Source organism: Geobacillus sp. JS12, from assembly GCF_001592395.1.
Taxonomy (GTDB): domain Bacteria; phylum Bacillota; class Bacilli; order Bacillales; family Anoxybacillaceae; genus Geobacillus; species Geobacillus zalihae.
The window spans coordinates 3,295,001-3,316,950 of the sequence record NZ_CP014749.1 but is presented as its reverse complement, the minus strand read 5'-3'; the positions used below and the strand labels follow the sequence as shown (position 1 = coordinate 3,316,950).

Here is a 21,950-nt window from a genome sequence, read left to right as displayed (position 1 = left end):
CTCTCCCCTCTCTATGATCGATTTCGCAACCGCTTACATTTTTATCAAACAAACAGAACCCCCTTTTATGCAAAATTATTTTTCAATTTTTCGTGTATCACAACTTTATTATGAAGTTGTTTTTTTCTATTTTCAATATATTTAGCAAAAAATTTTTTCACACCTTTCTTTCCCTTCCTGTCTCCCATCCACCTTATGCTATAATACAAAAAAGAGAGGTGCTGATCGTGAACCGGGATAATATGGAAACGCTTTTATCGATGTATGAGCAAATTCTCGAACTGATCGACCTTGGCGTCCATGCCGTCGATCAACATGGGAAAACCGTCATTTACAACCGGAAAATGCGGGACATAGAGGGTATGAACATCGAGGACGTACTCGATAAAAACATTTTGGACGTCTTCCGCTTCAACCCGGAGCAGCCGAGCACATTGCTTGAAGCGCTGCGCACCGGTGAAAGCATTCTGAACAAGCAGCAAACGTATTTCAATAACAAAGGACAAGCCGTGACAACGGTCAATCAAACACACCCGCTGCAAAAAGACGGGCGCATCATCGGCGCCGTGGAAATCGCCAAAGACATCACCAAATTCCGCAAGCTGATCCAAGAGCACCACCAACGCGGTGAAGCCGGTCGCACGTTTGCCGACGTCATCGGCCAAAGCGAAGCCATGCAAAAGGCCATCCGCCTTGCTCGTCATGCCGCCCGCTCCGAAGCGTCCGTGCTGCTCATTGGGGAGAAAGGGACAGGAAAAGACTTGCTCGCTTCCTGCATTCACCATGAAAGCGAACGGCGAGCGAAGCCGTTTTTTGCGCAAACGTGTTTGTCGCTTCCGGACGATTGGATGGAAACGATGCTGTTTGGCAGCGAAGAAGACGGCGAGATCCAGCCCGGCTTGTTTGAACAAGCGGACGGCGGCACCGTCCTGCTTGACGATATTGACTCGTTAAGCCTGCCGCTTCAACAAAAACTTGCCCGTTTCCTGCAAGAAAAACAGTTTGTCCGCGCCCATGGCCAAAAACCGGTTCGTGCGGACGTTCGCCTTATCGCCTCGACAAGCGGCGACCCGATTGACGCGGTCCAAAACGGGGAATTGCTCAAATCGCTTTACTACCAAATTGCCGTCCACTGCATCGTCCTGCCGCCGTTGCGCGAACGGAAAGAGGACATTTTGCCGCTCGCTATCCATTTCATCCGTCAAGGCAACGAGCGCTATGGCCTACATGTCGAAGGACTCGGCGATGACGTGCAAGAGGCGTTTCTTGCTTACAGCTGGCCCGGCAACGTGCGCGAGCTTGAGGCCGTCATGTTGGAAACGATGGCGACGATGGAACAAGAACAAACCATCACCCTCGCCCATCTGCCTGCCCCTTTTCGAGCCAAGCTGGCGCCCGACGAAACGAAAACGGACTTTTTATTTGATACGGAAGACATTTTGCCTCTTGACAAATACATGGAAGAAGTCGAAATTTACTACATCCGCAAGGCGCTGCAGCATCACGGCTTCAACATCACAAAAACGGCCAAAGCGCTTGGTTTGAGCCGACAAAACTTGCAATACCGCATCCGCAAGTACCAGATTGATAAGGAATGGGGATAAGCTGCAGTTGGCGATCGTACGGCCAAAAGGACAGGGGAGGTCGCTGTGGATGATCGACGCTCATCTTCATCTCGACCAGTACACGGACATCGATGAACAAATCAACCGTTGGCAAGAAGCGGGCATCATCGGCGTCGTCGCCGTCTCCACCGATTTGCGCTCAAGCCACCGAACGCTCGAGTTGAAACAGCGATTCCCTTCCTTCATCTACGCCGCCATCGGTTTTCATCCAGAGCAACCGCTGCCAAGCGAAAGTGATTGGAACGAATGGACAGAGCTTGTCAAGCAAGAGCGGCCGCTGCTCGCCGCCATCGGCGAAGTCGGGCTGCCATACTATTCAGCGGAAGCATGCGCCAAGCTGCCCGCGTATCAAGAACGATTAACCGAAATCGCGGCCATCGCCGCGGATGCCTCCTTGCCGCTCGTTCTTCACGCCGTCTACGACCGCGCCGAAACCGCCTTGGCCATCTTGCAGCAAGCTGGCGTCCGACAAGCCCATTTCCACTGGCTGAAGGCCGAGCCTGCCGTGGTCAAACAAATCGTCCAATGCGGCTACTACATCTCCGTCACGCCGGAAGTGTGCTACCGCGAGCGCGACAAGCAGCTGTTATCCCTCGTTCCCATCGAGCAGCTGCTCCTTGAAACGGATGGCCCATGGCCGTTTGCAGGCCCGTTTGCCGGAAAACTGACGACCCCGTTATGGCTGTTGGACTCCGCGCGAGCCGTGGCGGCACACTATGGCCGAGATATCGAACAAGTCAAAGCCGTCATCACTGCGAACACGAAACAGCTTTACGGTGCGGCCGACCGTGTAGTATGATGAAACCAATTCCAAATCCATACCGAAATGAGGGGAAATGATGGATCATCATGAGCAAGTGCGCCAACAGCTGATCAAAAGCGTTTCCGGGCTGTCGGACGAACAGCTGAACACCCGGGCGGCGAAAGGGAGTTGGACGATCGCCCAAGTGCTCGAACACCTGTACTTAATTGAAACATCGATCGCAGCTATGATCGCCCATACATTAAAGCATGGCGAGAGCCAGCCGGTTGAGGAGAAACCGATCCACTTGACCGTTGACCGTTCCAAAAAAGTGGAGGCGCCTGATTTCGCCCGCCCGGACAACCGCTTTTTCACTCGACACGAACTGGAAGAAAAATTGCATCAATCGCGGCAGCGGTTGCGCCAAATCACGGAGCAAGCCAATCCGGCTGACTTGGAAGCCAAATCGTTCCCGCATCCCATTTTTGGGCCACTGAATTTGAAGCAATGGGTGGAATTTGTCGGCTATCATGAACAGCGCCACCTCGCGCAAATTGAAGAAATCAAGGCACAGCTTCCGTGAGGAGCGGGCGGCTCATCAAAGAAACAGCCGAGCAGCAACGGGCCCATTCCCATTGCTGCTCGGCTTGCGACAGGTTGCTCGCCCCCGCTTGCCGCAAAACCGTTTATTCATCCAAGATGAGATCTCCCCTTCACCTGCTTTAACGTCGCCACGATGAGAAAACTGACAATAACGAGCAAACACCATGAACTCACCTTCCCAAGATGAACAAGGCTCCACGCCTTCGCCTGGTTTGGATATTGCCAAGCGCCAAAAAAGGTGGCGATGTTTTCCGCGATCCAGATGAAAAACCCGATCAGCAAAAACGACAAAACAAGCGGCATCCGGTAGCGGACTCCCCCGACCTCATACGTCACCCATGACCGCCAAAAGACAAGCATGACGAGGCTTGAGAGCCACCAACGAACGTCCACCCAATAATGGTGGGTGAAAAAATTCAAGTAAATCGCCGAAGCGAGAGGAACGACCATCCAAAACGGCGGCCATTGCACCAACTCCACCTTCAGCCTTCGCCACGCCTGGCAAAGATAGCTGGCGACGCTCGCATACATAAAACCGCTGTACAAGGGCACGCCAAAGATTTTCGTATACCCCTCTTCCGGATACGACCACGAACCCATACGCACTTTAAACAGCTCGAGCGCAAGTCCAATGACGTGGAACAAGGTGATCACTTTGAGTTCATCCCGCGTTTCCATCCCTGACCGCACCATCCACCATTGCATGAGCAGGCAAATAACAAGCAGCCAATCATACCGCGGCAATAGCGGAAGCGGCGCGATCTTCGTCAGCGCCAATGAGGCAAAAATGACCACTGGAAACACGCAAGATTGCGCCTGCGCCCAACCGAAGCGAACAAGCTGCACAAACGCTTTGATGAGCCGCGATGTTCTGCCAAACTGGCGCCCCCGGACGATCATGAGGCAAAGCAGTGGGTATTCGTTCACCGCTGCCTCGTGTTTTTCCCCTTTCAAGCCGTCTCCTCCCTACTCACGGATTTGACTCCCCTTCATCACTTCGATACTCCAAAATGTCCCCGGGCTGGCAATCGAGCGCCTTGCAAATGGCTTCGAGCGTCGAGAAACGGATCGCCTTCGCCTTCCCGTTTTTCAAGATCGACAAATTCGCCATCGTGATCCCGACTCTCTCCGACAGCTCGGTGACGCTCATCTTCCGCTTCGCCAACATGACATCAAGATTCACGATAATCGGCATGTCATCCACCTCAAATGGTCAACTCATTTTCTTGTTTGATTTCAATCGCCTGCTGCAGCAGCTTTTGCAAAACCGCGGCGAACACAGCGATGACAAGCGACGCAAACGGCACAATCAGACCGACGAAAATGACACCCGGAGCGTCGTCTTTCTCGGCGAACAAGTAAAACAGCGGCAAGACAAGCAAATGCAGCCCGCTGATGGCGACGGCGCAATGTTTGATCGTCTTTAACGCTTTCACCGACGCCTCGGAAAACGCGTCGTTTCGGTCAATATACACTAACAACCGGAACGCCTGATACAAAGCGAAGTAGAACGGCAGCGCGGACGCCTCAAACACAACATAAACAAAATACTTGATCGAAGGGAATGTCGGCACGAGCTTGGCAGCCACCTTCGCAAGCGCAGGCACCAAAAATACGCACAATGCCAAAACCGGAAGGCCGATCAACACTAAAGACGCCTTCAAAAACAACGTTTCCCGTTTCATCGAAACACCTCACTGACTCGTTTTCGACTTTATTGTAATGAATGTCTTATCGTTTATCAATAAATAATTGTTGATTTAAATTAAATTTTTTCTGCAAAACAACAAAAAGAAAAGGCGTCCCCACATGGGAACGCCCGACCATACCTATTGAGACAACAGGCACACCGTATTCACTTCCACGCCGCCCATTACCAATCGATTCGCTTTCCATCCCGGAAAAAGCCGCCGTTCGGCCCGTCAGGCCTGATTCTGCTATTTAACCGCACTCCCCCCAATTACTCGTTTTTCATCGACAGCCCGTGCTTTCGCGGAAATCATAATAGGATACCCTCCTTCAATCCATAAATTTCATCAACACCTGTCTATCATTATAAAAGAAAGAGGGCACTTTCAATGGTTAGATCAAGACAATTCGTTGATTATTCAACAAATTGTATGAAATTATCGATGATCGATTCGATGTTTTCTTTTCCAACATCGTCATCCTCGCAAAGGAACAAACCCTACCAAAGATTCCCGATCATGAGGTCATATCGAAAACAACATCCGCCCGTTTAATCGGCTCTTCGGTTTCCAAATAATAGTCTTCTGCTTTCCAATACCGGTTGATGAACTTTTGGATGTTTTGTTTCACTTGATCGTTTTCACGGGCAAAGCGAATCTCCCGCGGACAATCCAAATAGACGACGAAATCAAAAAATGGCCTCCATTCTTTCCTTTGCAGAAAGACACCTTCAATCATGATCATGTCCGAATCAGAGAGGTAAACCGTTCGCTTGGAGTGCGTATCGGTCTCATGATCATAAAACGGCAGGGTCAACTGGTGGGATGCTTTGAGTTGACGGAACAACTGATGCGTTAGCCACTCCACATCCCACTGTAAATAATAATATTCAAACCATTCCTCGTTTCCCGTATGATAACGTTTGGCTCGCTCGACAATATGATCATCCATGTGAAAAACGCACACCGAGACGCCTTGCTCCCGCAACGTTTGACTCAGCTGATTGGCGAATGTCGTTTTGCCCGATCGGCTTAGTCCATCAATCCCAAGGACCAATCGGCCCGCTGTTTTGGCCGCCAAAATGGTCTTGCATAAGAAGTCGATGCGATCACGCAACTCCATCCCCCCTAATGTATTTTTCGGATAGCCTATCTATAAAGGACCAATTCAAAATCGCCCTGCTGCGGCGGAAAAGAAGCGGTTTTTCCCGATGAACTCCGCTGTTTTTTCCGCTGCTTCCGTTTTCCTTTTCCAGCGATCACTTGCTCTAACCCTTTTCCCATTAATTTAAAGGCAAAAATGGCAACGATAAAAGCAACACAAGGCCCGACAACAATCCATTGGTCAAGCATCATTTCCCGATAGGAAAGACCGATCAAGCCGGACCATTCGTTCGAAAGGGAGAGCGCCACCTTCTCCGGAGGGCCCAATCCATCGGAATCATGTATAACTTTTACGCCTCCTAGCAATATTTGAAACGCCCCGAGATGCACAAGCAGCAAGAGCGACTGCACCGTCTGCTGGGTAAACAGCAAAAACAGCCGCGGCCGCATATACGGGAGAACGTGCTTGCGGATGAGCCAAACGTTATCAGCTCCCATCAGCCGGGAAGAAACGACAAATTCATTTTGCAAAAAGACAGCGATATCATTGCCGATGACCAGCATTAACGGCGGAAGCGCAACAGCCGCAAGCACCAATAGTTGTTTGATCAACACTCCCATTCCAGCTCCTTGCTCCTCCAATGGAATGAAAGCAAAAAAGAGCATCGTTAAAAAGATCGCCGGCACAAACCGAAAGGCGCGGACGATGGACTCGGCAATAAACCGAAATTTCTGTAAATAAAAAGCATACATGATTCCGCCGACCGTTCCGAACGCCAGCCGCAGCAAACTGACCGCCAATGCGGTGAAAATCGTATATTTCGCCCCATCGATGACTTTCCAAAACACATCTTCGCCTTGGCGATCGACGCCAAACGGATGGGCCCAGCTCGGCGGGTACGGAGGAACGTCAACGAGCCGCCCAGCCTCATTGTAGATCTGCTTCGGCGGCTGTGGAATGATGTCTTTCAGCCAATAAGAATAGAAAAAACTGGCCAGCAATAGACCGGCCGCGATGATAAACCCTGTCGTAAAATAAACGTTACGGAATGCGCGCATCACGCTACCCCCTCTCGATTCCCGTCAAATAAGCAATCACTCGTTTCCCGGCCACATCAATGATGTAAAACGGCAAAAACAGCATGGCAAGACCGATAGCCACTACTTCCGGCGTATGGAGCTGCTCATACAAAAACCGGAACAATCCGTGCATATTAAACAAATATTCCGCCACTAACAAGTTCGACAGCATAAACCAAAACAAATATTGGACGTTAGAAAACACGGTGATCAGCGCGTTGCGGAACATATGGCGCCATAGCACTGCCGTTTTTGACAATCCTTTCGCTAGCGCATATTCGACGTATGGCTTGTCTTTTTCCTCCGTAAACGCAAGAAATGTCATTTGGAACAGCAGAATGGAAGGCAAAATGGAAATCATGACAATCGGCAGCACGTATACATTGTCAAAACCGGCAACAGGATTGACAATAAGCAAATCTGTCTTTTTAAACACCCAGATGACAAACAGTTGCGTAGAAAAAATAAAAATAACATCGGGGATCGACTCAAGAAAAAACGCGATTCCTTTAACCATTTTTTGCAGCGGACGCGGAAGCAAAAAGCAGATGTAGGCTCCCGTAACGGCTATAAGGAAGGAAACAGCCAGCGCCCCCCATAAAATAACAAGGGAATAGGCATACGGCTCCATCATCGTTGAGAGCAGGGGAGCATTGTGCCATTGCGAGAGCGAAACCGTTATATCACGAATAGAAAAAAAGCTCCAAAACAGCTGCTGAAATTGCTGCCAAAATACCGTGATCATTTGCGGGCTCGGGAACAAGGAATAGCTTTGCGCAAACGCGATAATCGCCATAATCGTGAAAATGGTAAGCAACAAATCCGCCAGCACCGTCAAGGCGAGCTTCCATTTCTTCATAAGGCCGATCCCTCCCTCAGAGCACAGGCAAACGATTGCTACATGTTCCTTTCATCTGTAAGCTGCCAGTGCTTGCATGTTAATAAGATGGTGGCGGTGGAGGCAATGTTTCTGCTAACATGGATTGCTGTCCTCCCATTCCATCGCCTATTTTCAAGATGCGGTCATACATTTTAATTCCTACATAGGTTTGTCCGTCTGTTTGATATTCTACCCTGCCCGACGAGTCTTTTTTGATAAGCTCTCCCTTTTCGCCATACTTCTCTTTTACGTGCTTCGGCTGCAATTCTGGCAAAAACATCACATCCAGCTCATATTCCTTAGCTCGCTCCGGTCTTTTCGCGCTCCATGAATAACTTCCGTCTTCCCCAACGTTTACTTTTTCCTCGAGTACCTGTTTGCCCCCCTCGATTTCTTTCATCACAATTTGCACGACGGCGCCTTTTGGCAAATTGCTGTTTCCGTTTAGCACCACTAGGTCACCGATCGTTTTGACCGCACCACCTAATTTTACCGTTTGCTCCACTTTCGGTTTGGCACAGCCAACTAGCACCAATAGCAACAACAACGTAAGGACCACCGTCATTCGGATATCCTTCATAAAAACCCTCCTTTACGTTCCTTGTGTGTCAAGGATTCATTCGATATCGGAACAAAAAATCCTCCCGATTTTCGTCGGAAGGGTGCGAAATGTGAGTGAAAAAACAATAAAAGGGGCTGACCCCATAGCCATCAAGTGAAGCCTTGGAGCGAGTAGCTCCAAGGCTTCACTTTTCATCTTTGGAGGCTGTGACCGTGAGAATATATAAAGATAGGCATGCCAAATACACCTTCCCTATAGAAGGTTTTTTTCATGGTATGAGGCGGGAATTTCTTACGACACCGGCATGATTACCAAACTCTCGATAATGTCTAAAGCGCTCTTTTTTGTATAACGCCTTGATTTTTTTCCGTGTTGAGCGATGATGTCACACAGTTTTAAAAGGAGTTGGACAACTAACGCCTCAGAACACCATAAGGCTTGAAAGAAATCCATGCCGAACTCCTTGATCATACTCATCGCCTTATATTCGCTCAATTCCTTTTTCTGTTTTCGATAGAGCCATTCCCGCATTTTAAACATGACAGTGGAGCTGATCAATAAGGCAATCAACGTTCCATACAGGTGGCACTGAAAGCGAGCCCCTTTCATCGGTTTGAATCGATGAATGTGAAACAGGGATTTCCATGTCTTAAATACCACTTCAATTTGCCAGCGAAGAGAATACAGCGTATGAATTTCGTGCAAAGAGGTATAAATCGCTGGAATATTGGTGATATATACATATATTGGGTGGGGGCGTCGCGTCACGTACGCGGCCCCTTTTCGTTTCGCCTTCTGTTTCCATTGTCCTTCTTTCTGTCGCTCCTGTTCTTCTGTCAGCCGATACACAATGAGCCGCGGTTGATGAACTTTCTTTCCACTGACATACGCATGTTCCAGTTCCATGGTTTCTCCGGGTTGTAGCACCGCAAGGAAATCCTCTGGTTCCCATTTTCGAAATCGGTCCCCTTCTTTTTGGTAAATCCCTACATTGTGTTTGAGCCGTGAAATATAAAAGGCTCCGGCGTCATGAATGGCTTGCAATCCCTCAAGCGAAAAATAGCCTAAGTCTTTCAAACAAAGGTCTCCCTCTTGGATGCTCGATAGAAGGGACGCTCCGTAGGCGGCGTCGTGATGACGGGCATCTTCGACGTCCACATGGAGAAACTTCCCTTCTAGCCATTCATATTCTAGCTGAATTTTCACCCCAGGCCCCGTACATCCCTCGTAAATCCCCCGGATTTCAGGAGGCAATTGAAACGACGTGGAATCGAGAATGCGAATCCGGCGAAACAGCGAATGTCTTTGACATAAGTGACGGGCTTCCTGAGTCTGATGAATGAGCAGTTTTTCAAACACCGCTTTGAGGAAACTCACCGCTTTTTCATTAAACCGTTGATTGAGCCCTTCCGCACTCAGAGAGGTGTTTTGCTTGAGAGCTAGAGCACTGCAAAGCTGCACCAATGATTTTTGACCGCCTCCTTCCTGGAGAAATGTGCAAAGTGCCACGAAATCATGGGCGCGTAATTTCCCCTTTCGTTGAATAAATTGATGATCTCGGGCCATATGTTCAAGTTCTTCGCACGATAACACGCTTCTTAATCCGTCTAAAAAACAATGCCATTCTTCTTGGAGAGATAAGGACGTCTTCAAAAAAACCACCCTTTCTAAGACATTATGAGGTCTTCAAAAGGATGGCCAAATCAGGCATATATTTATTCCTGTTTTCTTAACTTGATGGCTATGGGGGCTGACCCAAAAGGCTGTCTGTCTTCAGGATAGACTCCCATGACAAAACATTTTGTCACCATCAGAAGGATGAAAATGCCTCTATGTTGAATTCTACAACCTTGCACATTTTGGCATTCGGGTATTTTCAGGATAGACACAAAATATAGTGCGGAAGAAGCGGTCGGTGTGTATATATAGAAACGAAAGAGGGTGTCCCGATCCTTTTGGGACACCCCCGCTTTGTTCAGTATACAACTTTATTTTTCACGAACAACAGCCTTTCCGACCAACGAACCGCTCACTCCACCGTCACGCTCTTCGCCAAGTTGCGCGGTTTGTCGACGTCGCAGCCGCGGTGCAAGGCGGCATAGTATGCGATCAGCTGCAACGGCACGACGGACACAAGCGGCGTAAGATCCGGATGGACAGCCGGGATGATGAAGCGGTCGCCGTCGCCTTCCAGGCCGCGCATCGAGATGACGCACGGGTTCGCGCCGCGGGCGACGACTTCTTTTACGTTGCCGCGAATGCTTAAGTTGACGTGCTCTTGGGTGGCGAGGGCAATCACCGGCGTGCCGTCCTCAATCAAGGCGATCGTGCCGTGTTTCAGCTCGCCGCCGGCGAACCCTTCCGCTTGGATGTAAGAGATCTCCTTCAGTTTCAGCGCGCCTTCTAGGCAGACATAGTAGTCAACGGCGCGGCCGATGAAGAAGCAGTTGCGCGTCAGCGTCAAGTAGTCGCTTGCGATTTTCTCCATTTCTTCTTTCGCATCACACAGCATTTCCATCACATTGGCGACGATGGCGAGCTCTTTCGTCAAGTCAAAGTCCAGCTCAAAGCCTTTCGCTTTCGCCGCCGCGGCGGCCAAAATCGCAAGCACAGCAATTTGCGCCGTATATGCCTTTGTCGAGGCAACGGCGATTTCCGGGCCGGCGTGCAACAGAAGCGTATAATCGGCTTCCCGCGACAGCGTCGAACCTGGGACGTTCGTGATCGTAATCGCTTTATGGCCGAGTTTGTTCGTTTGCACGAGCACGGCGCGGCTGTCGGCCGTTTCGCCGCTTTGCGAGATAAAGATGAAGAGCGGCTTTTCCGACAACAGCGGCATGTTGTACGAAAATTCGCTGGCAATATGCACTTCCACCGGAATTTTCGCCCACGATTCGATCAACTGCTTGCCGACGAGACCTGCGTGGTAGCTCGTTCCGCACGCGACAATGTACAGGCGGTCGGCGTTCAGCACTTCGTTGATGATCGCTTGGTCGATCGTCAATCCGCCGTTTTCGTCTTGGTATTTTTGAATGATGCGGCGGATGACGAACGGCTGCTCATCAATTTCTTTCAGCATATAATGCGGATACGTCCCTTTTTCAATGTCGCTCGCATCGAGTTCGGCCGTAAACGGCTTCCGTTCGACTGTTTCACCGTTTAGCGTTTGAATCGTGACGTTCTCGCTCGTGACGATGACGAGCTCCCCATCCATCAGTTCGACGAATCGATTCGTCACTTGGAGCATCGCCATCGCATCGCTCGCCACGACGTTAAACCCATCGCCCAATCCGACAAGAAGCGGGCTTTTGTTTTTCGCCGCATAGATCGTGTTTTCGTCTTGTGCATCGATCATGGCGATGGCGTACGATCCTTTTAGCAGCGAGAGCGTTTTTCGGAACGCCTCTTTCGTTGCCAGTCCGTCGTTGACGAACTTCTCCACGAGCTGGACGATCACTTCCGTGTCCGTATCGCTTTGGAATGTGACATCGGCCAAGTAGTCGCGCTTGACCATTTCATAGTTTTCAATGACACCGTTATGCACGAGCGTAAAACGGCCGGAAGCGCTTTGATGCGGGTGGGCGTTCAATCGGCTTGGCGCCCCGTGCGTCGCCCAGCGTGTATGGCCAATGCCGACCGTCGCGTTGACGTTCGGGTCGACGATGCGGCGCAAATCGGCGATCCGTCCTTTTTCCTTAAACACATGCACGCCGCTTTCGTTCAATACGGCGATCCCCGCTGAATCGTAGCCGCGATACTCGAGTTTTTCCAATCCGCGCAATAAAATTTCCTTCACATCTTGATAACCGATATAGCCAACAATGCCGCACATGGCAAATGTTCCTCCTTTTCATCTTGGAGGCTGCCGCTAACGAGAACCGTCTTTCCTGTTCAGTTGTCAAAGAACATGTTCGGGGTCTCGCCGATCCACGGGCGGCAGACTCCCTGTCTATATTCGCGCGATGACATCCTCCCCTTTGTGCAAAGGGTCACCCCTTTGTTTTAAGAGAGGACTTGCGGCTGTCATCGCTCCAGCCGGGAGGCATCCGCCGAAAACCTCGATAAACCTCCTCCTCGTCAACTAAGCGTTCTTCCGTCCAACGCTTAGTCCAGGCGCTTTGTGATCGTTAAAACCGATGCAACAACCAATCACCTTGTTGCTTTGTTGGCCATGCCTACGGTTGCGACAAGCCATCACTTTACCATGTTCCGCTCTTCGCCCTTCCATCGCCTCCTTTCAAGAAAAAGGCAACAACGTTAATATTACAGGACATTCCCAGCGGCGTCAACTATTTATATAAATACCCTATGCATAAACGAAAGGGAACGTTCCGTCTATGCATAGGGTGGTTGTCCAAGCAATCGGTTATTCCGCTCCCATTTCACGGCGGACAACATCCGCGATCCGCTCAACGTAGGCGCGGCACGCTTCCTCGGTTTGGGCCTCCGCCATAATGCGCACAAGCGGCTCAGTCCCCGATGGGCGGACAAGAACGCGGCCGTTGCCGTTCATCTCTGCCTCCACTTCCTGGATCACGTTTTTCACTTGTTCGTTTTCCATTGCTTTTTCCTTATCGGCCACCCGGACGTTCACAAGCAGCTGCGGGTATTTTTTCATTTCCCCCGCCAATTCGGAAAGCGGCTTGCCTTTGATTTTCATGATGTTGACAAGCTGGAGCGCCGTCAACATTCCGTCCCCCGTCGTGTTGTAGTCGAGGAAGATGATATGTCCGGACTGCTCGCCGCCGAGATTATAGCCGTTCTTCTTCATTTCTTCGACGACATAGCGGTCGCCGACTGCTGTTTGCACACTTTTAATCCCTTGAGCCTCCAGCGCCTTGTAAAACCCAAGGTTGCTCATGACGGTCGAGACGACGGTTTGGTGCTTGAGGCGGCCGGTTTCTTTTAAATATTTGGCGCAAATGTACATAATCTGGTCGCCATCGACGATGTTGCCGTTCTCATCGACAGCGATGAGACGGTCGCCGTCCCCGTCAAAGGCGAGCCCGACATCAGCTCCTTTTTCTTTGACAAACGCCGCTAACGCTTCCGGATGGGTGGAACCGACCCCTTCGTTAATGTTGAGCCCATTGGGCGACGCCCCCATCGTCACGACATCCGCATCCAAATCGGCAAATAGGTAGGTCGCCAGCGATGACGTCGCCCCGTGCGCGCAGTCGAGAGCAATTTTCATCCCGGAAAAGTCTTCTTCATCGATCGTTTGTTTTAAATACTGCAAGTATTTTTGCCCGCCTTCAAAATAGTCGTTGACTTGTCCAAGTCCAGCCCCGATCGGCCGCGGCAGCATATCCTCCGCGCTGTCGATGAGCGCTTCTATCTCGGCTTCCTGCTCATCCGACAGCTTGAACCCGTCCGGGCCGAAAAATTTAATGCCGTTATCTTGCACCGGGTTGTGGGAGGCAGAAATCATGATGCCGGCCTGCGCTCCAAGCGCCTTCGTCAAATAGGCGACACCTGGCGTGGAAATGACGCCAAGGCGCATCACTTCCGCCCCGATCGACAAAAGCCCCGCGACAAGGGCCCCTTCCAACATATGGCCGGAAATGCGGGTGTCGCGCCCGATCAGTACTTTCGGGCGCTCAGCGCTTTTGGTCAGCACGTATCCGCCGCAGCGGCCGATTTGAAACGCCAACTCTGGCGTCAATTCACGATTTGCGACTCCTCGTACACCATCAGTGCCAAAATATTTGCCCATTCGTTCACTCTCTCCTTACTATGCAGTTTATTGTGCAGCCGCTTTTTCGCTAATCTGGACCATCGCCGTTTCCACCGACGGCTGCCATTGGACTTGTTCAGGGTGGTTCCATTGAATGGGAACTTGATGTTCGCCGGTGTCAAGTCCACCGACATCGACATACAAACGAATATCGTCTTTTGTCAACCCGCGGACGACATCGGGCGGACCGACAAGGCGGACCGTAATTTTGCCTTCAAGCGGTTTGACAAATTCAGCTTTGTATGAATCCGGCAAGCCGACGACAGCGATCGGCACGTCTTTCCACGTTTGCGTGACGTCTTTTTCCACATCAATATGCACCTTGATTTTGTCTGGGTTGACGCTTTTGGCGCCATCGGGAAGCGGAACGTCGAGCTCTACCGTCGCATCATCAGTAATGTCGTCCAAATCAACGGTCAATCCTTCCAGCTTGTCAATATGATTCAACACTTCCTTCGGTCCATAAATCGTCACCCGATCCGGCTCCGGCGTGACGCTGACAAGATGCACACCATCCGGCAGCTCTCCGGTTGTCTGCACTTGAACCGGCACCGTCTTGCTCGGGCTTTTCACCGGCACGGTTACTTCCACCGACGATGGCTCTGGCTCAATATCCAACTCATTTCCCCGTCGATCGTACACTCGAACGCGCGCTTCTCTCGTCAGCGTTTCCGTCGCCCCATCTAAGTCGACGATGGCTTTGACAAAGGCAATCTCGTCGATTCGTTCCTTCGCCCCGGTAATCGTCACGGCATCTGGTTTCACCGTCGGTTCTCCAACGGAATAGCCATCCGGCATTTTGTTTCGATTGAAAAATTCAACACCGACCGGAAACTGTTTCGACACTTTTTCACGAATCGTCACTTTGGCCGAGGAAGGCTGAATCGTCACTTTCAACTTGTCGGAGATGTCCCTGTATTTGATCGGCACCGTGTATGTCCCTAATGGCAATTCCGTTAAATCGACATACACCTCGAAATTTCGTTGTAGAGCCGTCGGCTTGACAATGCTGGCGGGTCCTTGGAGCGTAACGTTCACGTATTTCGGGACGCCAGATACGACCAAGTTGTTTTCATCATAGTAAGCGACCACCGGAATATCGACCAACGTTTCCGTATCTTCCTGGCCAAACGTGTTGCGCGTCTCACCAGTTTTCGCCCCGACATTGGCCGACATATACAGCATAATCGCCAGCAATAAGGAGACAACGCGAATAAACCAAGGATGGTCCATCAACTTATCCATGTTTCTTCCCCCTCCACTGCCAACGGGAAGAAGCAGGCGCCTTCGTCGCAGGAGCAAGTTCCCCGTTAACAGCTCCCGAAACTCATCGATCGTTAAATCGCGGTACAGCTCGCCGTTTTTCGTCAACGATACTGCTCCCGTCTCTTCCGACACGACGACGGTGACGCTGTCCGTCACTTCGCTGATGCCGAGCGCCGCCCGATGGCGTGTTCCGAGCTCTTTCGAAATAAACGGACTTTCCGATAATGGCAAATAACAGGCCGCCGCAGCGATTTGGTTTTTTTGAATAATGACCGCCCCATCATGAAGCGGCGTGTTCGGAATGAAAATATTAATGAGCAGTTCCGGCGATACATGAGCGTTTAACATAATGCCGGTTTCGACATAATCGTTCATTCCGGTTTCCCTCTCAATGGAAATCAGCGCGCCGATGCGTCGCTTCGCCATATACTCGGTCGCTTTGACAATGGCTTCCACCATTCGCATCCGCTCTTCCTCTTCATTGACCGTATTGCGGGTGAACAGCCGTCCGCGGCCGAGCTGCTCAAGGGCGCGCCGCAATTCTGGTTGAAAAATGATGATGATCGCGAGAAATCCCCAAATGATCGCCTGATCCATCAGCCATTGCAACGTCGTCAATCCGAGGTAATTGCTCACGAAACGAACCAAAATAATTAAAAAAATGCCTTTTAACAACTGAATGGCCTTCGTCCCGCGAATCATCATGATCAACTTGTAAATCACATACCAAACGACAAGGATATCAACCACTTTTAACAAATATGACACGATGGGGAGCTCTTCGAAGGACATCTTCACACTTCCTTTATCTCTAATTCCAATCTGTTGATGGCCACGGAAAAAGCCATCGAACGATGGCTGCCATCATTCAATCGATTGGAGCGCACGATTGAACCTTTCTTTAATATTATACCAAATCCATTCAAACACTTGATTAATTTCCTCCACTTCCCCTGTCACTTGCCCGGCGGACGCCATATATTTCTTTCCATGGATCACAGTCACGTCCCCATCAACCGTTCCTTCAATCCGAATCGAGCCATTGCGGACGACAATATCTCCTTTGACCGTTTCTCCTTTCGGCACGATGACAGTATGATCGCGGATGATGACATGTTCATCAGCTGAGACGGAAAACGCGCCTCTTTCCCCCATGAAGAGGCTAAGCTGCCGAAAGTAAGCGCGAAAAACAACGAGGCAGCCGTAAGCAGCGGATGATGATGCAGAAAACGGCGCAGCCGCGCGGTCTTTCTCTCTTTCGGCATCGCCTCCATAACCTTGGCTGCAAACGACGGCGGCGCCGCAACGTGGGCGGCATATTGGAGGAACGCAACCGTCTTTTTCAGCTCGTGAAAATGGGCAGCGCACGCAGCGCACGAACGCAAATGTTCTTTCAGCTGCTGCTCTCCTTCTGGCTGGAGATCTCCATCAAAATAGCTGTGCATGAGCAACACGATTTCTTTCGGACATTCCATAGTCTCCCACCCTCTTATAAATGACCCAATTGCCTGCGCAACGCTTCGCGGCCGCGATGCAGCCGCGTTTTCACCGTGCCGACCGGCAACCCTAAAATCTCGCTGATTTCTTGCAACGACAAATCTTCCATATATTTCAACACGATCACGCTTCGATACTTTTCTGGCAACTGCTCAATCGCTCGCTGCACCGTCTCTTGCAGCTCCAGGCTTTCCACTGCCTCCTCCGGGGATGTTTCGCGGGAAGGAAGCTGAGCCTGCATCGTCAACCCGTCCGTGCCTCCGACCTCTTCATCTAAATACACGTCCGGCTTCCGTTTCCGCAATTTATCGATCGTCAAGTTCGTCGCGATTCGGTACAGCCAAGTGGAAAACTTCATTTCAGGATTGTACGTATCAATATGGATGTAGGCGCGGATGAACGCCTCCTGCGCCGCATCTTCCGCCTCATGCCGATTGCCCAACATTCGATAGCAAAGACGGTAAATCTTGTCCTTATACAAATCGACAAGATCCGCGTATGCGTTTTGATCCCCTTTTTGGATCGCCTTAATTCTCTTTTTAATAAATAGATCCATAAAATACAATACCCCCGCCTCACGGCTTACCGTATATTACGGCGCTCGATCAAGAAAAGTTTCATGCAACATATTTATTGTATCATACAACTGAAAAAGAGGGGACGCCAAACAAATGGCAGCCCCTCTTTCACAAACAGCGGGAACAAATCATCATCATATCCGTGAATCCCGCAACCAACCCTCTTTGCCCACATGCATTAAATGAGTTTTTCACCAAACAACGACCCCATCAGCGCTACAGCCACTGATGCTGTTTTGTTCCGCTCATCCAAGATCGGGTTCACTTCGACAAATTCCGCTGAAGTGATGATTTGTGCCTCGGCCAGCATCTCCATCGCCAAATGGCTTTCGCGGTATGTCAATCCTCCAATGACAGGCGTTCCGACTCCCGGTGCGTCGCTTGGGTCAAGGCCATCCAAGTCAAGCGACAAATGAACGCCATCCGTTCGTTCTTTTAAATAGGCGATCGTTTCTTCCATCACCCTTGTCATTCCGAGCCGATCAACCTCATGCATCGTGTAAATTTTGATTCCTTTTTCGCGAATAAACTTCTTCTCCCCTTCATCAAGGGAACGGACGCCGATCAACACGACATGTTCCGGCTTGATTTTGGGGCTGTATCCGCCGATTTGCGTCAGCGCCGGATGGCCAAACCCGAGGCTCGCCGCCAGCGGCATGCCATGAATGTTTCCAGACGGCGACGTTTCCGCGGTGTTGACGTCGCCGTGCGCGTCATACCAGATCACTCCAAGCCGCTCATAATGTTTCGCCACCCCGGCGAGCGTGCCAATGGCGATGCTATGGTCGCCGCCCAGCACAAGTGGGAAGCGCCCCCGCTGAACGACTTGGTCAACCGCCGCCGCGAGTTTCTCATTCGCCTCCGCAACCGCTTTCAAATTGCGCAACCGTGAATCTCCTTGCTCGTGCAACCGCTCTGCTTTTCCAATCGGAATATCTCCCAAATCTTCAATATCGTAATGAAGACGTTCCAGACGTTCGATGACGCCTGCATAACGCATTGCGCTCGGCCCCATATCAACGCCGCGGCGTGTCTGCCCTAAATCCATCGGAACCCCGATAATTGAAATTGACTTCATGCTGTCTCCCACTCCTTTCCGGTTCCTGTTACGTCTTTATTGTAGAGGAAAGAAAGGGGATGACTCAACTTGACAAAATTTTGAATATTTATACCGATATAACAAAAAAGAGCAGGCTGCTTTTGGTTGTCAAGCAGTCTGCTCTTGATGGAGCCTATCGGGATCGAACCGATGACCTCCTGCGTGCAAAGCAGGCGCTCTCCCAGCTGAGCTAAGGCCCCGCCCCAAGCGGAAGACGGGACTCGAACCCGCGACCCCCACCTTGGCAAGGTGGTGTTCTACCACTGAACTACTTCCGCGCTATGGTGAGCCATGGAGGACTCGAACCTCCGACCCTCTGATTAAAAGTCAGATGCTCTACCTACTGAGCTAATGGCTCATGAGTTGGATAACACTCTAGGATAGTGATGTCCCTTCCTCTACAAGCATATTCAAGGAAGCAAGATGCGTCGGGACAACTCGCAGCGAACTCGATGATGCAAAGCTCGTTGCTCTACCTACTGAGCTAATGGCTCATGGTTGAGTATACACTCTAGGTACTACCTAGCTCTACCTGCCTCTTCCTCTCCCAGCCGATTCAAAGATGCCAAGTGCGTCGAGGCAACTCGAAGCAAACTCGAAGATGTAGCGCTCGTTACTGAGCTAATGGCTCATAGTTAGGATAAGACTCTAAGTATGCTGCCCCTTCCTCTGCCAGCCTGTTCAAGGAAGCAGATGCGTCGGGGCAACTCGATGCCTATTCGACGATGTAACGCTCGTCACTGAGCTAATGGCTCATGACCATTTTTATGTACAAAAAAATAATGGCTGGGCTAGCTGGATTCGAACCAGCGCATCACGGAGTCAAAGTCCGTTGCCTTACCGCTTGGCTATAGCCCAACGCGATGAGAAAGAAACGCTGTATTCAATTGCTATTATATCTCAGCAATCAGGGAAGTATACACTTTTCATTTCGGCCAATCACCCTTGAAAGGACGACTGGCCGAAATGGAGTGACCCGTACGGGATTCGAACCCGTGTTACCGCCGTGAAAGGGCGGTGTCTTAACCACTTGACCAACGGGCCGGAAAATAAATGGAGCTTCCAACCGGGCTCGAACCGGTGACCTCTTCCTTACCATGGAAGTGCTCTACCTACTGAGCTATGGAAGCGTAAGAATGGCTCCGCAAGTAGGATTCGAACCTACGACCTACCGGTTAACAGCCGGTTGCTCTACCGCTGAGCTATTGCGGAATGATGAATAACTATATGTCATGCACATCTTCCCAATGTGCTCGTTGCCTCTTCCTCTGCCAGCTAATTCAAGGGAGCGAGATGCGTCGAGGCAACTCGTAGCGAATTCGAAGATGTGAAGCTCGTCGCTGAACTATTGCAGAATAATGAAACATTGCCTAGCAGCGACCTACTCTTGCAGGGGCGCTGGCCCCAACTACCATCGGCGCTGGAGGGCTTAACTTCCGTGTTCGGGATGGGAACGGGTGTTTCCCCCTCCGCCATAGCCACTAGGCAACAATGGACAAGTCTTATTATAAGGAAAGTTGACCTGTTGTCAAGACTTTTTCATTCCCTCAAAACTAGATAACCGTTGGAAGAAGCCGCTCGCCTGCGCTTTTCTTTGTCCAGTTCCAGCGCCTAGCTCTCTTCTGCCAAATAACCTTCCCCCTCGGGGTGCAAGCACCCCTGCGGGTGAAGAACATTTGGCTTCGAGAGCTAATCGCGGCGCTTTCACTTTTCTCACTAGGTTAAGCCCTCGATCGATTAGTATCCGTCAGCTCCACGTGTCGCCACGCTTCCACCTCGGACCTATCGACCTCGTCATCTTCGAGGGATCTTACCCGCCTAACGCGGTGGGAAATCTCATCTTGAGGGGGCTTCACGCTTAGATGCTTTCAGCGCTTATCCCGTCCGCACATAGCTACCCAGCGGTGCCCCTGGCGGGACAACTGGTACACCAGCGGTGCGTCCATCCCGGTCCTCTCGTACTAAGGACAGCTCCTCTCAAATTTCCTCCGCCCGCGACGGATAGGGACCGAACTGTCTCACGACGTTCTGAACCCAGCTCGCGTACCGCTTTAATGGGCGAACAGCCCAACCCTTGGGACCGACTACAGCCCCAGGATGCGATGAGCCGACATCGAGGTGCCAAACCTCCCCGTCGATGTGGACTCTTGGGGGAGATCAGCCTGTTATCCCCGGGGTAGCTTTTATCCGTTGAGCGATGGCCCTTCCATGCGGAACCACCGGATCACTAAGCCCGACTTTCGTCCCTGCTCGACCTGTCCGTCTCGCAGTCAAGCTCCCTTGTGCCTTTGCACTCTCCGAATGATTTCCAACCATTCTGAGGGAACCTTTGGGCGCCTCCGTTACCTTTTGGGAGGCGACCGCCCCAGTCAAACTGCCCACCTGACACTGTCTCCCACCCCGCTAAGGGGTGCGGGTTAGAATTTCAATACCGCCAGGGTGGTATCCCACCGCCGCCTCCACCGAAGCTGGCGCTCCGGCTTCCCAGGCTCCCACCTATCCTGTACAAGCGATACCAAAATTCCATATCAGGCTGCAGTAAAGCTCCACGGGGTCTTTCCGTCCTGTCGCGGGTAACCTGCATCTTCACAGGTAGTATAATTTCACCGGGTCTCTCGTTGAGACAGCGCCCAAGTCGTTACACCTTTCGTGCGGGTCGGAACTTACCCGACAAGGAATTTCGCTACCTTAGGACCGTTATAGTTACGGCCGCCGTTTACTGGGGCTTCGGTTCGCACCTTCGCTTCCGCTAAGCGCTCCCCTTAACCTTCCAGCACCGGGCAGGTGTCAGCCCCTATACGTCGCCTTTCGGCTTCGCAGAGACCTGTGTTTTTGATAAACAGTCGCTTGGGCCTTTTCACTGCGGCTCTTCAGGGCTCTTCACCCCAAAGAGCACCCCTTCTCCCGAAGTTACGGGGTCATTTTGCCGAGTTCCTTAACGAGAGTTCTCCCGCGCGCCTTAGGATTCTCTCCTCGCCTACCTGTGTCGGTTTGCGGTACGGGCACCTCTTCCCTCGCTAGAGGCTTTTCTTGGCAGTGTGAAATCGGGGACTTCCGGATCACTCCGTCGCCGTCACCGCTTGGCCTTATGATCCGCGGATTTGCCTGCAGATCAGCCTCACGGCTTGGACAGGCTCTTCCAGCCGCCTGCTCACCCTATCCTCCTGCGTCCCCCCATCGCTCAAACGGGAAGAAGGTGGTACAGGAATCTCAACCTGTTGTCCATCACCTACGCCTTTCGGCCTCGGCTTAGGTCCCGACTAACCCTGAGCGGACGAACCTTCCTCAGGAACCCTTAGGCTTTCGGCGCAGAGGATTCTCACCTCTGTTTTCGCTACTCATACCGGCATTCTCACTTCTAAGCGCTCCACCAGTCCTTCCGGTCTGGCTTCTCTGCCCTTAGAACGCTCCCCTACCGATGACCAACGGTCATCCCGCAGCTTCGGCGGCACGTTTAGCCCCGGTACATTTTCGGCGCAGAGTCACTCG

Annotated in this window: 16 protein-coding genes, 7 tRNA genes, 2 rRNA genes and 2 pseudogenes (1 of these 27 cut by a window edge); 3 read left to right on the top strand and 24 right to left on the bottom strand. The window is 51.2% G+C overall.

Going from position 1 to position 21,950, the window contains the following annotated elements; genetic code table 11:
- Nucleotides 1-227: 227 nt before the first annotated feature.
- The 3 genes from A0V43_RS16340 to A0V43_RS16330 are packed head-to-tail and all read left to right on the top strand — an operon-like array spanning nt 228 to nt 2,950.
- The gene (locus A0V43_RS16340) at nt 228-1,604 is read left to right on the top strand and encodes a sigma-54 interaction domain-containing protein (RefSeq protein ID WP_063193893.1); all 1,377 of its coding nucleotides are present in this window, start codon (nt 228-230) and stop codon (nt 1,602-1,604) included.
- Between the two features lie 49 nt (nt 1,605-1,653).
- The gene (locus A0V43_RS16335; protein WP_063193560.1) at nt 1,654-2,424 is read left to right on the top strand and encodes a TatD family hydrolase; all 771 of its coding nucleotides are present in this window, start codon (nt 1,654-1,656) and stop codon (nt 2,422-2,424) included.
- Nucleotides 2,425-2,461: 37 nt separating this feature from the next.
- Complete coding sequence (locus tag A0V43_RS16330; protein WP_063193559.1) at nt 2,462-2,950, top strand: DinB family protein; 489 nt, start codon at nt 2,462-2,464, stop codon at nt 2,948-2,950.
- 107 nt (nt 2,951-3,057) lie between these two features.
- Here A0V43_RS16330 and A0V43_RS16325 read toward each other — a convergent pair whose 3' ends face one another.
- The 24 genes and pseudogenes from A0V43_RS16325 to A0V43_RS16215 form a co-directional block, all read right to left on the bottom strand.
- Nucleotides 3,058-3,924 (bottom strand): DUF817 domain-containing protein, encoded by an 867-nt coding sequence (locus A0V43_RS16325; protein WP_206501567.1) that lies wholly within the window; start codon nt 3,922-3,924, stop codon nt 3,058-3,060.
- Between the two features lie 16 nt (nt 3,925-3,940).
- On the bottom strand, nt 3,941-4,165 hold the full coding sequence (locus tag A0V43_RS16320) for a helix-turn-helix domain-containing protein (RefSeq protein ID WP_013144000.1): 225 nt from the start codon (nt 4,163-4,165) through the stop codon (nt 3,941-3,943).
- Nucleotides 4,166-4,175: 10 nt separating this feature from the next.
- Nucleotides 4,176-4,655 carry a DUF2975 domain-containing protein gene (locus A0V43_RS16315; protein ID WP_020754679.1) on the bottom strand — a complete coding sequence of 160 codons (480 nt, stop codon included), beginning with the start codon at nt 4,653-4,655 and terminating at the stop codon, nt 4,176-4,178.
- Nucleotides 4,656-5,175: 520 nt separating this feature from the next.
- Nucleotides 5,176-5,781 (bottom strand): kinase, encoded by a 606-nt coding sequence (locus tag A0V43_RS16310; RefSeq protein WP_236930846.1) that lies wholly within the window; start codon nt 5,779-5,781, stop codon nt 5,176-5,178.
- A gap of 26 nt (nt 5,782-5,807) precedes the next feature.
- Nucleotides 5,808-6,821: an ABC transporter permease gene (locus tag A0V43_RS16305; RefSeq protein WP_063193558.1), complete on the bottom strand. Its 1,014-nt coding sequence runs from the start codon at nt 6,819-6,821 to the stop codon at nt 5,808-5,810.
- 4 nt (nt 6,822-6,825) lie between these two features.
- Nucleotides 6,826-7,701, bottom strand: a complete 876-nt coding sequence (locus A0V43_RS16300; protein WP_063193557.1) for an ABC transporter permease subunit — start codon at nt 7,699-7,701, stop codon at nt 6,826-6,828.
- Nucleotides 7,702-7,780: 79 nt separating this feature from the next.
- Nucleotides 7,781-8,302, bottom strand: a complete 522-nt coding sequence (locus A0V43_RS16295; RefSeq protein ID WP_047817667.1) for a hypothetical protein — start codon at nt 8,300-8,302, stop codon at nt 7,781-7,783.
- Between the two features lie 273 nt (nt 8,303-8,575).
- A complete protein-coding gene (locus A0V43_RS16290; protein WP_063193556.1) occupies nt 8,576-9,937 on the bottom strand; it encodes an IS4 family transposase in 1,362 nt (453 codons plus the stop codon).
- Nucleotides 9,938-10,313: 376 nt separating this feature from the next.
- Nucleotides 10,314-12,116 carry a glutamine--fructose-6-phosphate transaminase (isomerizing) gene (gene glmS, locus A0V43_RS16285; RefSeq protein ID WP_063193555.1) on the bottom strand — a complete coding sequence of 601 codons (1,803 nt, stop codon included), beginning with the start codon at nt 12,114-12,116 and terminating at the stop codon, nt 10,314-10,316.
- Nucleotides 12,117-12,650: 534 nt separating this feature from the next.
- On the bottom strand, nt 12,651-14,000 hold the full coding sequence (glmM, locus tag A0V43_RS16280) for a phosphoglucosamine mutase (protein ID WP_020754911.1): 1,350 nt from the start codon (nt 13,998-14,000) through the stop codon (nt 12,651-12,653).
- Between the two features lie 27 nt (nt 14,001-14,027).
- Nucleotides 14,028-15,266: a CdaR family protein gene (locus A0V43_RS16275; protein WP_015373736.1), complete on the bottom strand. Its 1,239-nt coding sequence runs from the start codon at nt 15,264-15,266 to the stop codon at nt 14,028-14,030.
- Nucleotides 15,259-16,079: pseudogene (gene cdaA, locus A0V43_RS19465) on the bottom strand (diadenylate cyclase CdaA). The gene A0V43_RS16275 and the pseudogene cdaA overlap by 8 nt, the downstream one beginning before the upstream one ends.
- Nucleotides 16,080-16,151: 72 nt before the next feature.
- A pseudogene (gene rsiW, locus A0V43_RS16270) lies at nt 16,152-16,762 on the bottom strand (anti-sigma-W factor RsiW).
- Nucleotides 16,763-16,776: 14 nt separating this feature from the next.
- Nucleotides 16,777-17,340, bottom strand: coding sequence for an RNA polymerase sigma factor SigW (gene sigW / locus A0V43_RS16265; RefSeq protein WP_020279758.1), 564 nt, complete (start codon nt 17,338-17,340; stop codon nt 16,777-16,779).
- A 200-nt stretch (nt 17,341-17,540) separates the two neighbouring features.
- Nucleotides 17,541-18,440: an arginase gene (gene rocF, locus A0V43_RS16260; RefSeq protein WP_063193554.1), complete on the bottom strand. Its 900-nt coding sequence runs from the start codon at nt 18,438-18,440 to the stop codon at nt 17,541-17,543.
- Between the two features lie 148 nt (nt 18,441-18,588).
- Nucleotides 18,589-18,661 (bottom strand) — tRNA-Ala (locus A0V43_RS16255).
- Between the two features lie 6 nt (nt 18,662-18,667).
- Nucleotides 18,668-18,739 (bottom strand) — tRNA-Gly (locus A0V43_RS16250).
- 4 nt (nt 18,740-18,743) lie between these two features.
- Nucleotides 18,744-18,819 (bottom strand) — tRNA-Lys (locus A0V43_RS16245).
- A gap of 425 nt (nt 18,820-19,244) precedes the next feature.
- A tRNA-Gln gene (locus A0V43_RS16240) sits at nt 19,245-19,319 on the bottom strand.
- Between the two features lie 114 nt (nt 19,320-19,433).
- Nucleotides 19,434-19,505, bottom strand: a tRNA-Glu gene (locus tag A0V43_RS16235).
- 10 nt (nt 19,506-19,515) lie between these two features.
- Nucleotides 19,516-19,591, bottom strand: a tRNA-Thr gene (locus A0V43_RS16230).
- 7 nt (nt 19,592-19,598) lie between these two features.
- Nucleotides 19,599-19,673 (bottom strand) — tRNA-Asn (locus A0V43_RS16225).
- Nucleotides 19,674-19,829: 156 nt separating this feature from the next.
- Nucleotides 19,830-19,947: ribosomal RNA gene (rrf, locus tag A0V43_RS16220) — 5S ribosomal RNA — on the bottom strand.
- A 231-nt stretch (nt 19,948-20,178) separates the two neighbouring features.
- Nucleotides 20,179-21,950: ribosomal RNA gene (locus A0V43_RS16215) — 23S ribosomal RNA — on the bottom strand; it runs 1,157 nt beyond the window's last position.

Excerpts from the sequence above, each read along its gene's own strand:
- A0V43_RS16335 (WP_063193560.1), top strand. The coding sequence starts at position 1,654 with ATGATCGACGCTCATCTTCATCTCGACCAGTACACGGACATCGATGAA.
- A0V43_RS16330 (WP_063193559.1), top strand. The coding sequence starts at position 2,462 with ATGATGGATCATCATGAGCAAGTGCGCCAACAGCTGATCAAAAGCGTT.
- A0V43_RS16320 (WP_013144000.1), bottom strand. The coding sequence starts at position 4,165 with ATGCCGATTATCGTGAATCTTGATGTCATGTTGGCGAAGCGGAAGATG.
- A0V43_RS16315 (WP_020754679.1), bottom strand. The coding sequence starts at position 4,655 with ATGAAACGGGAAACGTTGTTTTTGAAGGCGTCTTTAGTGTTGATCGGC.
- A0V43_RS16310 (WP_236930846.1), bottom strand. The coding sequence starts at position 5,781 with ATGGAGTTGCGTGATCGCATCGACTTCTTATGCAAGACCATTTTGGCG.
- A0V43_RS16305 (WP_063193558.1), bottom strand. The coding sequence starts at position 6,821 with ATGCGCGCATTCCGTAACGTTTATTTTACGACAGGGTTTATCATCGCG.
- A0V43_RS16300 (WP_063193557.1), bottom strand. The coding sequence starts at position 7,701 with ATGAAGAAATGGAAGCTCGCCTTGACGGTGCTGGCGGATTTGTTGCTT.
- A0V43_RS16295 (WP_047817667.1), bottom strand. The coding sequence starts at position 8,302 with ATGAAGGATATCCGAATGACGGTGGTCCTTACGTTGTTGTTGCTATTG.
- glmS (WP_063193555.1), bottom strand. The coding sequence starts at position 12,116 with ATGTGCGGCATTGTTGGCTATATCGGTTATCAAGATGTGAAGGAAATT.
- glmM (WP_020754911.1), bottom strand. The coding sequence starts at position 14,000 with ATGGGCAAATATTTTGGCACTGATGGTGTACGAGGAGTCGCAAATCGT.
- A0V43_RS16275 (WP_015373736.1), bottom strand. The coding sequence starts at position 15,266 with ATGGATAAGTTGATGGACCATCCTTGGTTTATTCGCGTTGTCTCCTTA.
- sigW (WP_020279758.1), bottom strand. The coding sequence starts at position 17,340 with ATGGATCTATTTATTAAAAAGAGAATTAAGGCGATCCAAAAAGGGGAT.
- rocF (WP_063193554.1), bottom strand. The coding sequence starts at position 18,440 with ATGAAGTCAATTTCAATTATCGGGGTTCCGATGGATTTAGGGCAGACA.